Source organism: Planococcus rifietoensis (genome assembly GCF_001465795.2).
Classification (GTDB): domain Bacteria; phylum Bacillota; class Bacilli; order Bacillales_A; family Planococcaceae; genus Planococcus; species Planococcus rifietoensis.
On record NZ_CP013659.2, the window covers coordinates 2,623,245 to 2,637,779 of the forward strand.

Genomic DNA, 14,535 nt, shown 5'->3' on the forward strand with positions numbered 1-14,535 from the left:
AGGCTTTCCCCCTTTATGGTGTAACGACTAATTTCCCGTATGTTTTTCGGCTGCCGAGCTGATCGAGTGCGTCGATGACTTCATCGAATGCGAATTCTTTATAGATGAGCGGCTTGATGGCTCCTTCTTTATACAGCGCCATCAACTCGTGATGGGCTTTCATCACCTGGTCCGGCATCAAATTGCGGAACAAGCCGAAATGCACGCCGACAATCGAATAATTTTTGATCAAGGCATGGTTGGTCGGTGCATCGGCGATTCGCCCTCCGGCAAAACCGATGACCAATATACGCCCTTCAAAGGCGATGCATTTTCTTGAACGATCGAAGGTATCACCGCCGACAGGATCGAAAATAACATCTGCCCCTTTGCCGCCGGTCGCTTCTTTCACTTTCGGGACGAAATCCTCTTCGCGATAATTGATGACGATATCCGCTCCAAGTTCTTTGCATACCGCAAGCTTATCCGCACTTCCGGCAGTCGCGATGACAGTCGCGCCTGCTGCTTTGCCGAGCTGAACCGCGGCCGAGCCGACACCGCCTGATGCGGCATGGACCAGCAATACTTCGCCTTTTTTCAAATGGCCTGAGCGATGCAAGGCAAAGTAGGCTGTTTGGTACGTAATGAATAGCGCTGCCGCTTCTGCATAGGAAAGTTCATCCGGAATCGGGAAGATCCCTTCCTTCTTGACGATTGCCCATTCGGCAAGGCCGCCGCTTGGCAGCATGGGCGTCGCGAGAACGCGCTGTCCGATGTCGCCCTGTGTGCCTTCACCGAGTGCTTCGATCGTTCCGGCGATTTCTGCCCCGGGCGTAAACGGGAGCTCTGGTCGTTCCTGGTATTTTCCTTGGCATTGCAGAATATCAAAGAAATTGAGCGCTGCCGCTTCCACTTTGATGAGCGCTTCGCCCGCGCCTGGGCTTGGCTTCGGTAATTCTGCAACCGCCAAAGCCTGTTTTGGGTCGCCGAGCTCTGTCACTTGCCACGCTTTCACTGTCATCACTCCCCTCTGCTTCTATTATTGACGTGCTTCATTCGCTTTCAATTGTTCACGTAGTTCTAGGCGCCCGACATCGCGCAAATGGACTTGATCCGGCCCGTCGACAAGACGCAGCGTGCGTGCGTTTGCGTAATGTTCCGCGAGCGGGAAATCCTCTGTCAGTCCGGCGCCGCCGAATACTTGCATCGCCCGGTCGATAACATTGATCGATACTCGCGGGGTGGCAATCTTGATCATGGCGATTTCTTTGCGCGCAGCTTTCGCACCGTGTTCATCGATTTTGTGCGCAGCGTTCAAGGTCAACAGCCGAACCTGTTCGATTTCGAGGCGGCTTTCGGCGATGATTTCCTTGATGACATCTTTTTCCGCTAGTGTCGAACCGAAGGCGACGCGGCTTTCTGCCCGTCTGCACAGAAGTTCAAGCGCGCGTTCGGCAGCGCCGATTGCACGCATGCAGTGATGGATGCGTCCTGGCCCGAGGCGTCCTTGCGCGATTTCGAATCCTCTTCCTTCACCGAGCAGCATATTGCTCACCGGTACGCGGACATTGTCGTAATGCACTTCAGCATGTCCTTGCGGCGCATCGTCATAGCCGAATACGGTGAGTGGGCGGACGATTTTGACGCCCGGTGTATCGAACGGCACAAGGATCATCGACTGCTGTTTGTGCTTTTCGGCATCCGGGTCGGTTTTCCCCATGACGATCGCGATGCTGCAGCGCGGGTCCATGGCACCTGTGGTCCACCATTTCCTCGCATTGATGACGTATTCATCGCCGTCACGGACGATGCTGCTTTGGATATTGGTGGCATCGGATGAAGCGACATCTGGCTCGGTCATGGAAAAGCACGAGCGGATTTCACCATTCAATAAAGGCTCGAGCCATTGCTTTTTCTGCTCGTCCGTACCGTATTTTACGAATACTTCCATATTGCCGGTATCCGGTGCGTTGCAGTTGAAGATTTCTGGCGCGATAAGCGACCGGCCCATTATTTCACATAAATGGGAATACTCGTAATTCGATAATCCTGCTCCGTATTCTGGATGGTCGAGGAATAAATTCCACAAGCCCTGCGCTTTCGCTTTTTGCTTCAGTTCTTCGATGATCGGCGGGATGGTCCAGCGGTCGCTGGCTGTTTCCTTGTATTCTTTTACTGTCTGTTCAGCTGGATAGACAAAGTCATCCATGAATTTCAGCAGTTCCTGGCGTAATTGTTCCGCTTTTGGCGATAATTCCTTAAGCATTTGATCGACCCCCTGTTTCTTTTAATGTGTTTTTTAAGATCTTTCCTGACGCATTGCGCGGCAGGCTTTCCAATAGCACAAACTGTTCCGGCACCTTGAATTTCGCGAGCGTCTTTCTGCAATGCGCCTGCAACTCCGTGAAATCGTCTGGATCAAGTTTCGGTCCGACGACAAATGCTTTCACTTTCTCTCCGAACACCGGATCCGGTTCTCCGATGACAGCGGCCTCGACGACATCCGGATGGCTTTTCAGCGCATCTTCCACTTCGATGGAGAAAATTTTCTCGCCGCCGCGGTTGATCATGTCTTTTTTACGGTCGCGGATATAGACATAGCCGTCGTCATCCATAATGCCGAGGTCGCCTGAATGCCAGTAGCCGTCGGTGAAGCTCGACTGGTTGGCAGCGGGGTTATCCCAGTATTCCTTGATGATCATCGGCCCTTTGATATACAATTCGCCGGATTCCCCGTTCGGCACGGTGCGTCCTTCCGGGTCGACGATTTTGATATCTGCGACTTCGACCGGCAAGCCGACCGATGTCACTTTCGACTCGGGATAACTCACTGGCATCAACGTGGCGGGCGATGTCGTTTCCGTCGCTCCGTACGCATTGTGGAGCTGTGCATTGGGGAACGCTTTTTTCAGCATTTGAAAAGTCTGCTGATAAATCGGGGAACCGCCGAACGCCACTTTCTTCACAAATCCGAACGAATGCTGCTGGAATTCTTCGCTCGTCGACATCATGATGAAAATGGTTGGCACATTGAACAAAAAATTGATTTCGTGTTTCAAGATCAGCTGGATATAGTGTTCATTTTGATAGCGCTTCATGCTGTAGGCAGTACCGCCAACATAAAACATGTGAAGCAGCTGCCCGACCAGCCCTGTCACATGGAACATCGGGACAGCGACTAGCGTTTTCATCGAATCATCGGTCTCAAAACGGCGTTTGTAATTCATCACGCTGTGCACCGCATTGATATGCGCCAGCACCGCGCCTTTAGGCCGGCCGGTCGTCCCTGATGTATAGAGGATGAACGCACCGTCCTGTTCACCGATGTCCACTTGTTTAAATGCAGCCGACTCATCGAGCAGGTGGCTGTAAGAATTTTCGCCCCCGATGATAAAGATTTCAGGTTGTTCCGTCTCCTGCAGCCCGCTGTTTCGAGTGGCTTCTTTCACTTTCTCCGCATATTCCGCTTCTACAATCAAGAGCTTCGGCTTGGAATGCCCGACAATGTATTGCAGTTCTTCGACTTGCAGTTTGACATTGATCGGTACCATGATCGCCCCAGCCTTGGCACACGCGAAGACGACGACTGGAAATTCAGCGCAATTCCCGATGACCGCACCCACCCGGTCGCCCACTTGGATGCCGCGCTGTTGAAGGTTGGCGGCAAGCGTGGTCGATTGCCCGTCAAGCTCCAGGTAGCTTAAAGTCTGTTGTTCCGTGACGACTGCTGGTTTTTCTGCGTAGCGCGCCACAGTATCTGTAAGCAATTGGCCGATTGTCGAAGGGCGCTGTGCAAACACCTTCACTTCCGCCCGCCCAAAAAGTTCCATCGTTTCAATAGCTGCCAAACGAAAGCCTCCTTTTAAAGAAAATGTAAACCCTTACATCTTGTCTGAAAAAAATAAACTTTCCGGTCATTTATTAAACGTTGATTCAAAAAAAGTATACGTTTTAATATTTTGAATTACAAGTTAATTTTTAAATTATTTTAAATATTCTTTTTATTCATTATCGCAAAAAAACTTCTGCCCATTGTTGGACAGAAGTTGACTGGTTTATGGAATTTTTTATACCAAGTCGACGTTGTGATAGACCTGCTGGACGTCTTCGAGGTCTTCGATGGCATCGACCATCTTTTCGAATTGCGCCTGGTCTTCTTCTGACAGCGGCAATTCATTCTGCGGCAGCATCGTCAATTCAGCGACCGTGAAGTCGGTGACGCCGTCCGCTTTGAACGCTTCTTGCACGAGGTGGAACTGATCCGGTTCTGCATAGACGATGACCGTGCCTTCTTCTTCGAGGATGTCGCGCACGTCAATATCCGCTTCCATCAACAACTCCAGCGCTTCGTCTGCCGACTTGCCTTCTACGCCGATAACTGCCGTATGGTCGAACATATAGGCTACCGATCCGCTGACGCCCATATTGCCGCCGTTTTTGCCAAATGCTGCGCGCACGTCGGAAGCGGTGCGGTTGACGTTATTGGTCAAGGTATCGACAATGACCATCGAGCCGTTCGGTCCGAATCCTTCGTAGCGCAGCTCGTCGTAGTTTTCTTCCGATCCGCCTTTTGCTTTTTCGACAGCGCGGTCGATGATGGCTCTTGGCACGTTATAGGTTTTGGCACGCTCGAGCACGACTTTCAATGCCTGATTCGACTCCGGGTCCGGTTCGCCTTGCTTGGCGGCTACATATATTTCACGGCCGAATTTTGCATAGATTCGGCTTGTGTTGGCATCTTTGGAAGCTTTTTTCTCTTTAATATTATTCCATTTGCGTCCCATTGTTATTCCTTCTTTCTCAAATTTCTTACGATGAAGAACATCATTTCATTCTATTATAATACAATACCTTCCACTCTATCGACCTTCAGCCTTAAAAAAACCGTCTTCCATCCGCTTATTTTCTTTACCCATACTAAAAATCGCTTTAGCTCTGCCAGCTGTGAATAGCTCCAGCGGGACAGTCAAAGCGATTGAATTTTCATTCCCCATAAGGCGTTTGCTGGTAAAAATAATTCGGTTTGACAACGTCGTTTTTATAAGGCTTATGGAAAATGTGCGTAGTTGCCGGCGACATCGGCGGGATCAGCCACGCCCAATTGCCCGTGACTTGGCGCCCTTCCCGTTCTTCGATTTTCTCGAAATTCTTGAACTGCTTGGCGGCGGTATGGTGATCGACGATGGTCACGCCCGCCTCCGCAAATGATTCAAGCACTGCCACGTTCAATTCGACGAGCGCTTTGTCTTTCCATAGTGTCCGCTGTGAACTCGTGTTGAGTCCCATGATTTCCGCCATTGCAGGCAACAGGTCATAGCGATCTTCGTCCGCTAAATTGCGTGCGCCAACTTCCGTTCCCATATACCAGCCATTGAAAGGCGCCATGCAATATTCAATGCCCCCGATTTCAAGCTTCATATCGGAGATGAGCGGTACTGCATACCATTTCAGTCCGAGCTCCGCCATAGCTGGCCAGTCAGGATGCCCGATCGCCACTTCAGGTTTGGCGTCGGTCGGCAGTTCGAACCATTTGGGCTGCTTGCCGGCTTCGCCGATCACCACCGGCAATAGGTCGAACCCGCTGCCCACACCTTTCCATCCCAGTGCCTCGCATTGTTTGGTAAATGCAAGAGACGAAGAGTCGCCGATGATCCGGCCGTCCCGTTCATACCCGGCATAACGCAACAATTGATGGTTCCAGATGCGCATCCCGCTTTGGTCTGACTGCTTGAAAATCGTAATGGCCGGGCGGATTTGCCCTCCGTTGAATGCAAAGCGCAAATGGCGGACGATGGCCGAAAATACTTGTTCTTCCGTTTCCGCTTCGCGTTCATCAAAAATTTCCAAAGTCCGCCAAAACAAACGCCCGATGCAGCGATTGTTATTACGCCACGCCATGCGCGCCCCATGCTGCAATTCTTCCATTGTATGTAAATAGCTGCCCGTAGACTCGATTTCCTGTTCAATCTCCGCTACACGGCTACGGATTTCCTGTTCGCCTTTTCCCAGTTCCAAATAGCAAGTTTCAATGAAATGAGCTGCCTCTTCCAATAACAGAGGGCGTTGTGCAAGCTTTTCCATAGTTTCACTCCTTTCCGTACATCGTACCACCGGAAGTGGCACACGGTCGTCAGATTTGTGACAACTCTTTGATTTTCAACTGCGCTTTAGTACACTATAAAAAGTGAATTAAGTATTTTGAAAATTAAAAGAGAGGGATGCAGTCGCTTCAGGCGGACGCTTTCCACTCTTTTATAAGATTCATCTAATTGATACATAATAAAATAGCAAGGGAGTGGTTCGATATGGTGAAAGCGATTTTCTTTGATTTGGACGACACTTTATTATGGGATCAGCAAAGCGTGAAAGAAGCGTTCCGTGAAACATGCGAATGGGCAGCGAAACAAACAGGTGCCGATTGCAGTGGTTTGGAACAGGCGGTGCGGGAAGAAGCCCGCAAGCTGTACGCGGGCTATTCGACACATGCCTTTACGCAAATGATCGGCATCAACCCGTTTGAAGGGCTGTGGGGGCGCTTCGATGATTCGGGAGACGATTTCCAGAAACTTAAAGAAGTTGCGCCAGGCTATCAAGACGAGGCTTGGACACTTGGACTGAGACGTCTCGGCATTGACGATCCTGCCTTAGGAAAACAACTCGCCGCGTATTTTCCGGAAGCGAGAAAACGCAACCCGATACTTTACGAAGACAGTTTGGAAGTGCTCGATCAATTGAAAGCCCGTTTCGATTTATTGCTGTTGACCAATGGATCGCCAAGCCTGCAGCAGATCAAGCTCGACATCACACCGGAAATTACGCCGTATTTCGACCACATCGTCATCTCCGGCGCATTCGGGCGCGGCAAGCCCGACGCTTCCATCTTTGAACACGCTTTGTCAAAGTTCGGCTATGCCCCGGAAGACGTATTGATGGTCGGCGACAACCCGTTGACCGATATTCTCGGCGCTGAGCGTGCCGGCATTCCGTCAGTCTGGTTGAACCGTGAAAACAAGATGCCTCATGAAACGGTAGTTGCCACTCACGAAATTAAGAACCTTCGAGAGCTACTGCCTTTGCTCGAGCAATTGAAAACTGTATCTAAATAAGAAAAGCGCCCGCCCCGATTGGTCTCTTGACAATCGGGGCGGGCGCTTTATTTTTACAGATCGATCGCCGTAACGCTTTCGATTTCTTCGAGTTTCTTCAATTCTTCCAAATCTTCCGGATCGGCATGCTTGTCGATCGACAACATCATGATGGCATCGCCGCCGGCATTCGATCGTCCTACCTGCATCGTCGCGATATTGATGTCTTCTGCCCCGAGCAATGTACCGACACGGCCGATGACGCCTGGACGGTCATTATGGCGGATGAACAACAGGTGGCCGTTCGGCAGGAAGTCGACGATGTAATCGTCCACTTTGACGATGCGTGCACCTTGCCCGTTTAAAAGCGTACCGGATGCTTTCCTTGTGCCGCTCTGCGTTTTCACTTCGACAGTAATGAGATTGGTAAAGCCGCGGGATTCGGTCGACTTGTGTTCGTTGACATGAATGCCTTTTTGGTTGGCGATATACATCGCGTTGACGTCATTGACGTGCTTGCCGAGATGGCGTTTAAGCATCCCTTTGAGCATATTGCGCGTCAAGGGGCCGACTTCCAGGTTAGCGAGTTCGCCTGAATAATAGACATTCACTTCATCAGCCGTTTCACCTGTCAAATCAGTGAGGAACGTACCGATGCGTTCTGCCAAATCGAAATATGGCTCGATGCGTTTCATGATTTCTTTCGGCACAGACGGCAAGTTCACCGAATTGCGGACCGTTCCGTATTTGACGAAGCTGACAACATCTTGGCTGACATCGACTGCGACGCTTTCCTGCGCTTCGAATGTGCTCGCCCCGAGGTGAGGCGTCGCGATGATCTCCGGCAATTCCAGCAAGCGGAAATCGACCATCGGCTCTTGTTCGAAGACATCAAGTGCAGCCCCTGCCACTTTGCCGGACTTCACCGCATCATACAAGGCACTTTCGTCGATGATGCCGCCGCGTGCGCAGTTGATGATCTGCACGCCGTCTTTCATCACTTTAAAAGCTTCCGCATTGATCAAATGCTTGGTTTCTTTGAGTAGCGGTGTGTGAACTGTGACAAAGTCAGCCGCTTTCAAGACATCTTCCACCGAACCGAAATCGACGCCGAGTTTTTCCGCTTTTTCAGCAGTCAAAAATGGATCGTAGGCGATAATGTTCATCCGTTGGCCTTTAGCACGCGCCGCCACTTCTTGGCCAATCCGCCCGAAGCCGACAACGCCGAGCGTTTTGTTTTTCAATTCGACGCCGACATAGGCTTTGCGGTCCCATTTGCCTTGCTTGAGGGAATTATAGGCTTGTGGAATTTTGCGTGCCATTCCCATGAGCATCGCCATCGTATGTTCGGCGGCCGAGTTGGTATTGCCGTCCGGTGCATTGACGACAATGATACCGTGCTCGGTTGCCGCTTCCAAATCGATATTATCGACCCCGACGCCTGCGCGGCCGATAATTTTCAAATTGGATGCTTTTTCGATAAGTTCTCGCGTCACTTGCGTCTGGCTGCGGACGAGCAATGCATCGAACCCGTCGATGCGTTCGGCAAGTTCAGCTTCAGACAAATTCGTCTCCATGACAATGTTGATTCCGTCGGCGTGGCGCAGTGGATATACGCCTTCTTCTGATAGAGGGTCACTGATCAACACATGAAATGTCATTATTTATCCTTCCCTTCTAAAAAGACTTGCTGCGCGGCTGCGATGCCTGCGCCAAGCGTGATGTCTTGTCCAAGCTTTTTCAAGACGACTTCCGATGCGGCAAGCGCCTGCAGCACTTCCGCTGGAGAGCAATAACCCATATGCCCTATGCGGAAGATGCTCTTCGCGAGATGCTGCTGGCCGCCCGCAAATTCAATGGCAAACTCTTCTTTCAGCACTTTACGGAACTTTTCTGCGTCAAAATTTTCCGGATACACAGCGGTAACGGTCGGCGATGCATCCTCATCGCTTGTCAGCAAACGGACGTTCAGCGCTTTGAATGCCGCGCGTGTCATATCGCGCATCAAGCGGTGCCGGCGGTAAACGTTCTCCAGCCCTTCTTCCTCCAATAAATTCAGCACTTGCTGCAAGCCGTAAAGAATGGAGATGGCCGGTGTAAACGGCGTCGTGTCTTTTTCGATATTGTCGCGGTGCTTTTTCAAATCCAAATAAAAGCGCGGCTGCGGATTGGCTTCGATTTTTTTCCATGCCCGTTTGCTCGCTGCGATGAATGCGAGACCCGCCGGCAGCATGAACGCTTTTTGGGAACCGGTGATGACAACATCGATGCCCCGTTTGTCCATTTCCGTCTCTGTACCCGCTACGCATGAAACACCGTCAACGACGATCAGCGCGTCCGATACTTGTTTTACCGTCTCGGCAAGTTCTTTGATCGGGTTCAGGACGCCAGTTGAGGTTTCACAGAACGTAGAGAAAATGACGCGAATGTCCGGATGCTCCCCAAGGAAGTTTTTCACGGCTTCCGGATCCACCGCTTGTCCCCATTCCACGTTGAACACATGTGTCGTGATTCCGTAGGCTTGGCAGATTTTAGCGAAACGCTCGCCGAAGGCACCGGTGACCAGTACCATTACTTCTTCGCCTGGCGCCACCGTATTGACGACTGCACTTTCCAGCGCGGAAGTTCCGCTGCCTGTCAAAATCATCACTTCTTCTTTTGTGCCAAATACTTTTTTCAATTTCGGGCGGATATCTCTGATCAATGAATACGTGCTTTCCCCGCGATGCCCGATCATCGGTTGTGCCATGGCACGCCCTACACTTGGCGGAATCGGTGTCGGTCCTGGAATTCGCAAAATTTGTTGGTCTGTCAGCATGATAATGTCCCCTTTCGATTTGAAAAAATTGATTCTGGAAATTTGTATACAAAAAAAGACTCTACGCCCCACATCCAAGATGCAAGGGGCGAAGAGTCTCTAGTCGCGGTACCACCCTAATTCACTGCCCAATTTGCAGGCAGCCTCATTAATATCATGCGTAACGGGCATGAAGCGGATGGGCCTACTATAGTTTCGGCACATCTATTCGGGAGTGCTGCCAAATGCCGGAACCGCTGATTCGCACCACCCATCAGCTCTCTTTGGATTCCTCTGCACATGGCCTATCTCCGTCGCAATAGTTAATCGATATAAGTGAATTGAGTCCATCATATATACGGAAAAAACTATTGTCAATATATAAAAAATATTAAGATTTCTTTGCAAGCGTTTCCAATGCTGGTTCCACTATAGGCATCGGTGCCAAAAAAATAATTTCATTGCCTGCCCATCCTTTCAGAGAATTCCGCATTCTGAGATAATTCAGCTGTGATGGCCCGCACATGCCAGTGGGCTTTATTTTGCGTATAATGGATAGAGCTTCCCTTTTCACTTGTTGCATTTTCCAGGAGTAATGCCCTGAAAAATGGGTAAATGGATTTTCAGGGAAGATTTTGAATGCCCATTGAAAGGAGAACACCATTATGAAGCTGATCTCTATTATTGTGCCAGCTTTCAACGAAGAAGCGAACATCGCTTCGATGTACAAGACTTTGGTGCAAGAACTTGAGCCGCTTCCTTATCTGTATGAAATCATGTTTATCAATGACGGCAGCAGTGACGGAACTTTAGATGAAATACTCAAACTCGCCAACGAACACGAAACCGTAAAATATATTTCTCTGTCCCGTAATTTCGGGAAGGAGTCCGCTATGTTTGCAGGGATGAAACGAATCAAAGGAGACGCTGCCATCCTGATGGATAGCGATATGCAGCACCCGCCCACGCTCATCTGCGAAATGATCCAAGGCTACGAAGAAGGCTTCCATCAAGTCGTCGCCAAACGTTCTCGCAAAGGAGATTCGAAACTGCGCAGCGCATTGTCTTCCCTATACTATAAAGTGGTCAATTCCGTAACCGATGTCAGCTTCGAAGATGGCGAAGGCGATTTCCGTTTGCTGAGCCGCAAAGCCATCAATTCCATCTTGTCGCTTAGCGAGAGCAACCGCTTTTCCAAAGGCATCTACTCTTGGATCGGCCTCAGCAAGAAAACCATCAGCTATGAAAACGTCGTGCGCGCAGAAGGCGATTCCAAATGGTCCTTCGCAAGCCTCGTCAATTATGGCATCGACGGCATCATTTCATTCAATATGAAACCCTTGCGCATCTGTTTTTACACGGGATTTCTCGTATTGTTCCTGTCCTTGCTCTATATCGCTTTTACGTTTTATCAAATCATGGTACGGGGCGTCATCGCGCCTGGTTATTTCACGACCATCACGGCGATCTTGCTGCTTGGCGGCATTCAATTGATAAGCCTTGGCGTCATCGGCGAATATGTCGGGCGCATCTATAACGAGACGAAGCAGCGGCCCCATTTCTTGGTCGACATGAGCAATGTGGATGAATACGATGAATCTTAGGCGCCTGAATACGGAGTTTACCCGCTTTGTTTTTGTTGGGGTCGTCAACACGCTCAGCTATTACTCCATCTACCTGTTTTTGCATAACATGCTCGATTGGGCCTATATGCTATCCCATATTATCGGATTCTTGATCAGCTTAAACATTTCGTTTTTCTTGAACACTTACGTAACGTATCGCGTAAAACCGACATTGAAGAAGTATTTGTATTTTCCGCTGACACAAGTCGTGAACATGTCAGTTTCCACATTCCTGATCTTCATATTCGTGGAATTCCTTCATATCAACAGCAATATCGCGCCCTTTGCTGCAGTGATTTTCACCATTCCCGTGACCTTTGTCGTTTCGGGAAAAATCCTGAAAGCGCCGGCGCAATCCAAATAATCACAAAGACGGTGGCATTATGCGTTCTTTTCGTCCCTATCTTCTACTGACAGTTGCATTTTTAGCCATGGCCATCATCGGCCATGGCGTCTTTCTGTTTCAATGGACCCAAAACCAGTTCATGGCCGGACCCAATGACGGCCTCGCCCAGATGATGCCGTTCAAGCAATTGCTTTATGACCACTATACGCAAGGCGAATTCTTCTATTCCTTTGATTTTGGGCTTGGGGCTGGTATTTTCAGCGAGCTGTCGTATTATTTTTCCACGTCTTTCGTGTATATCTCGACACTCGTGATTGTCTATTTACTCGACTCCCTCCAATTGATTGGTGATCCGGATGTCCTGTTTTGGGCCAATGCTTCCGTGTTCATCAGCATCGCCCGGTTGACGATCGTACTGATCGTCACTTATACATTGTTCCGCTATATGCGCATTTCACGCTTATCGGCATTAGTCGGGGCAAGCATCTATGGCATCTCGGGAATGTACTTCCGCCACGCGGCTTTTTGGGAGTTTTTTGCGGATGCGTTCATCTGGCTGCCCTTGCTGATTTTCGGCACGGAAAAAATCTTCCGCGAACAAAAGCCGGGCTGGTTTATGTTTGCGATCGCGATTTCGATGATTGACAATTTCTATTTCGCTTATATTAACTTCCTCTTGGCAGGCATCTATATTTTATTCCGCTTGTTCATCCCGCTTGAAAAAACGGAAACGAAATGGAAAAAGGCCATTGCATTGTTCTTGATTGCCGGGTTGATCGGCGCGGGCATGTCCATGGTGTCGTTTATCCCTTCTGTCTATGCGTTCTTGAACAACCATCGACCAGCGTTCCAGCAGGACATTCTGTGGTTCGAGGAAACGGAGAATCTCCTTTTCATGAGCCGTTATATCTTATTGCCGGCCATGTTCATGCTATTCCTCTTCATTCCAGCGCTGTATAAGCTTCAGCGTTTCCGTCTTTTTGCATTGATCGGCATCCTGACGATCGTCTTGTATCACAGTCCGATGGTTGGCAGTATTTTCAACGGGTTTTCTGCACCCCAGCACCGCTGGGAATACTTTATGTCATTTGTGGCTGCAGGCGCCATTGCCAGCGGCTTGGATCATTTTCATAAGCTGCGCTTGAAAGATGTTGCCCCGGCTGCGATTTTGACTGCTCTTCTTTATGGATGGTTCGCTTGGCGGGATGAAGCACTTGAATTCACCACGCTGTATCCCCGCTTGGCACTGGCCGGTCTCGTACTGACCTTGGCAGCCGCTTTGGCAGCTACGGCCATTCGGCAGCGATCGCAAAAACCGCTGCTGGCTGCTGTGCTGCTGGCTTTGGTGTTGGCAACCGCCAATGTCTACCAAATCGAAAAATTGCTGGATAACGCCGATATCGCGGATGTCGATGAGGCTTTAATTACCGGAGAAGATTACGACAACGCGGAAGTTCGTGCGTTGATCGACGAAATCCAAGGACGCGAAACGAGCGAAATGTACCGCATCGACTGGATGGAAGGCGTCCGCAACAATACGCCGATCGTCCAAGGCTTCCAAGGGCTCAGCGCCTATTCCAGCATCTTGAACAAAAACTTGCTGTACTTCTATTTATACGATTTGGAGATCGACATGCAGCGGGAAAGCGTCAGCCGCTATGCGACACTCGGCAACCGCAGCAATCTCCACAGTCTCTTGCAAGGCAATTATGCGATACGGGAACGGGACGATCCGAATGTGCCATACGGTTTCCGCAAATTTGCCGCTACCGATAATTTCATCGCTTATCAAAATCGCTACCCACTGCCTTTCGCACGGCCGGCTTTCCAGGTCTATCAAGAGTCCCAGCTAGCGGATGAGCCGCCGTTGCTGCGTGAACACGCCATGCTCAGTGGAATCGTTTTGGATGAAACGGCTGAAACCGAACCGCTTCCCGACCGCTTCCCGGGAGAAGCTGAGTACGAAATCGAAGAAATGGGCGCGAATTATGAAGACGGCGTGCTTGATATTTCCGAGGAAACCGGCGGAATTGATTTGCTGCTCGATGAAGCTCCGGAAGAAGGCGATTTGTATATCTCTTTCCATCTGGAAAATACAGCAGCAGACCAGGGCTTCCCGCTCGAAATCAATGAATATCAGACGACACGCAAGTCCAATCAGTCGATTTACAAGACCTTCGTCGACGATTTGACAATCCGTGTCGAGGCTGCTCAAAAAATCAAAATCCGCATGCCTGAAGGAACATATAAACTGACGGATATTGAAATTGTGAAAGAACCTTATGCCCTTTTAAGAGAGCAAAATGCTTTGGCAGACCGCACGACCAATTTGAAAATTGACGGCAGCCAAGTTGATGTCACTTACGATAATCAAGACGGTGCCCCTTACCTCAATTTATCGATTCCTTACGAAAGAGGTTGGCAGGCGACCATCAATGATGAACCGGTTGATGTACTAAAAGCCAATTATGCGTTTTTAGCCGTTCCGCTCGAGGACGGAATGAACAAAATTGAGCTCCGTTATCGCCCGCCATTCTTTTTGCCTTCCCTGTTCATCAGTATATTATCGCTCGTCATCGGCCTGTTTTGGCTGCGCCGGCGAAAAAGCAGCGAAGCCCGTGAATATAAGCCAAAAGACACCATGACGAATTGACGGGTTTAGCTCCCCTCCTACATGTGTAAGGTATGGTAATAACAATTTTT

The 14,535-nt window shown here is 49.8% G+C and carries 11 protein-coding genes and 1 other annotated feature; of the genes, 4 read left to right on the forward strand and 7 right to left on the reverse strand.

Annotated features, from left to right (window positions below; all coding sequences use genetic code 11):
- Positions 1 to 13 precede the first annotated feature (13 nt).
- From AUC31_RS12965 to AUC31_RS12985, 5 genes are all read right to left on the reverse strand, one after another.
- The gene (locus AUC31_RS12965) at positions 14 to 1,000 is read right to left on the reverse strand and encodes an NADPH:quinone oxidoreductase family protein (protein WP_335339100.1); all 987 of its coding nucleotides are present in this window, start codon (positions 998 to 1,000) and stop codon (positions 14 to 16) included.
- Positions 1,001 to 1,018: 18 nt separating this feature from the next.
- Positions 1,019 to 2,245, reverse strand: coding sequence for an acyl-CoA dehydrogenase family protein (locus AUC31_RS12970; RefSeq protein ID WP_058382785.1), 1,227 nt, complete (start codon positions 2,243 to 2,245; stop codon positions 1,019 to 1,021).
- Positions 2,238 to 3,827: a class I adenylate-forming enzyme family protein gene (locus AUC31_RS12975; RefSeq protein ID WP_237150611.1), complete on the reverse strand. Its 1,590-nt coding sequence runs from the start codon at positions 3,825 to 3,827 to the stop codon at positions 2,238 to 2,240. Before AUC31_RS12975 ends, AUC31_RS12970 begins: the two co-directional genes overlap by 8 nt.
- Positions 3,828 to 4,046: 219 nt before the next feature.
- A complete protein-coding gene (locus AUC31_RS12980; RefSeq protein WP_058382784.1) occupies positions 4,047 to 4,763 on the reverse strand; it encodes a YebC/PmpR family DNA-binding transcriptional regulator in 717 nt (238 codons plus the stop codon).
- 199 nt (positions 4,764 to 4,962) lie between these two features.
- Positions 4,963 to 6,060 (reverse strand): nitric oxide synthase oxygenase, encoded by a 1,098-nt coding sequence (locus AUC31_RS12985; protein ID WP_058382783.1) that lies wholly within the window; start codon positions 6,058 to 6,060, stop codon positions 4,963 to 4,965.
- Positions 6,061 to 6,284: 224 nt separating this feature from the next.
- Here AUC31_RS12985 and AUC31_RS12990 point away from each other — a divergent pair, with 224 nt between their 5' ends.
- Positions 6,285 to 7,085 (forward strand): HAD family hydrolase, encoded by an 801-nt coding sequence (locus tag AUC31_RS12990; RefSeq protein ID WP_058382782.1) that lies wholly within the window; start codon positions 6,285 to 6,287, stop codon positions 7,083 to 7,085.
- Between the two features lie 53 nt (positions 7,086 to 7,138).
- On the opposite strand, the gene serA is transcribed toward AUC31_RS12990, so the two are convergent.
- Positions 7,139 to 8,725, reverse strand: coding sequence for a phosphoglycerate dehydrogenase (gene serA / locus AUC31_RS12995; RefSeq protein WP_058382781.1), 1,587 nt, complete (start codon positions 8,723 to 8,725; stop codon positions 7,139 to 7,141).
- Positions 8,725 to 9,882, reverse strand: coding sequence for a pyridoxal-phosphate-dependent aminotransferase family protein (locus AUC31_RS13000; RefSeq protein WP_058382780.1), 1,158 nt, complete (start codon positions 9,880 to 9,882; stop codon positions 8,725 to 8,727). Before AUC31_RS13000 ends, serA begins: the two co-directional genes overlap by 1 nt.
- Positions 9,883 to 9,963: 81 nt before the next feature.
- Positions 9,964 to 10,188, reverse strand: a binding site (T-box leader).
- A gap of 338 nt (positions 10,189 to 10,526) precedes the next feature.
- On the opposite strand from AUC31_RS13000, the gene AUC31_RS13010 reads away from it, so the two are divergent.
- From AUC31_RS13010 to AUC31_RS13020, 3 genes are read left to right on the forward strand one after another with little or no spacing between them, the layout of a single operon-like run.
- Positions 10,527 to 11,465 carry a glycosyltransferase family 2 protein gene (locus tag AUC31_RS13010; protein ID WP_058382778.1) on the forward strand — a complete coding sequence of 313 codons (939 nt, stop codon included), beginning with the start codon at positions 10,527 to 10,529 and terminating at the stop codon, positions 11,463 to 11,465.
- A complete protein-coding gene (locus AUC31_RS13015) occupies positions 11,455 to 11,850 on the forward strand; it encodes a GtrA family protein (RefSeq protein ID WP_058383781.1) in 396 nt (131 codons plus the stop codon). Before AUC31_RS13010 ends, AUC31_RS13015 begins: the two co-directional genes overlap by 11 nt.
- Positions 11,851 to 11,869: 19 nt before the next feature.
- On the forward strand, positions 11,870 to 14,485 hold the full coding sequence (locus AUC31_RS13020; protein WP_058382777.1) for a YfhO family protein: 2,616 nt from the start codon (positions 11,870 to 11,872) through the stop codon (positions 14,483 to 14,485).
- Positions 14,486 to 14,535: the final 50 nt, after the last annotated feature.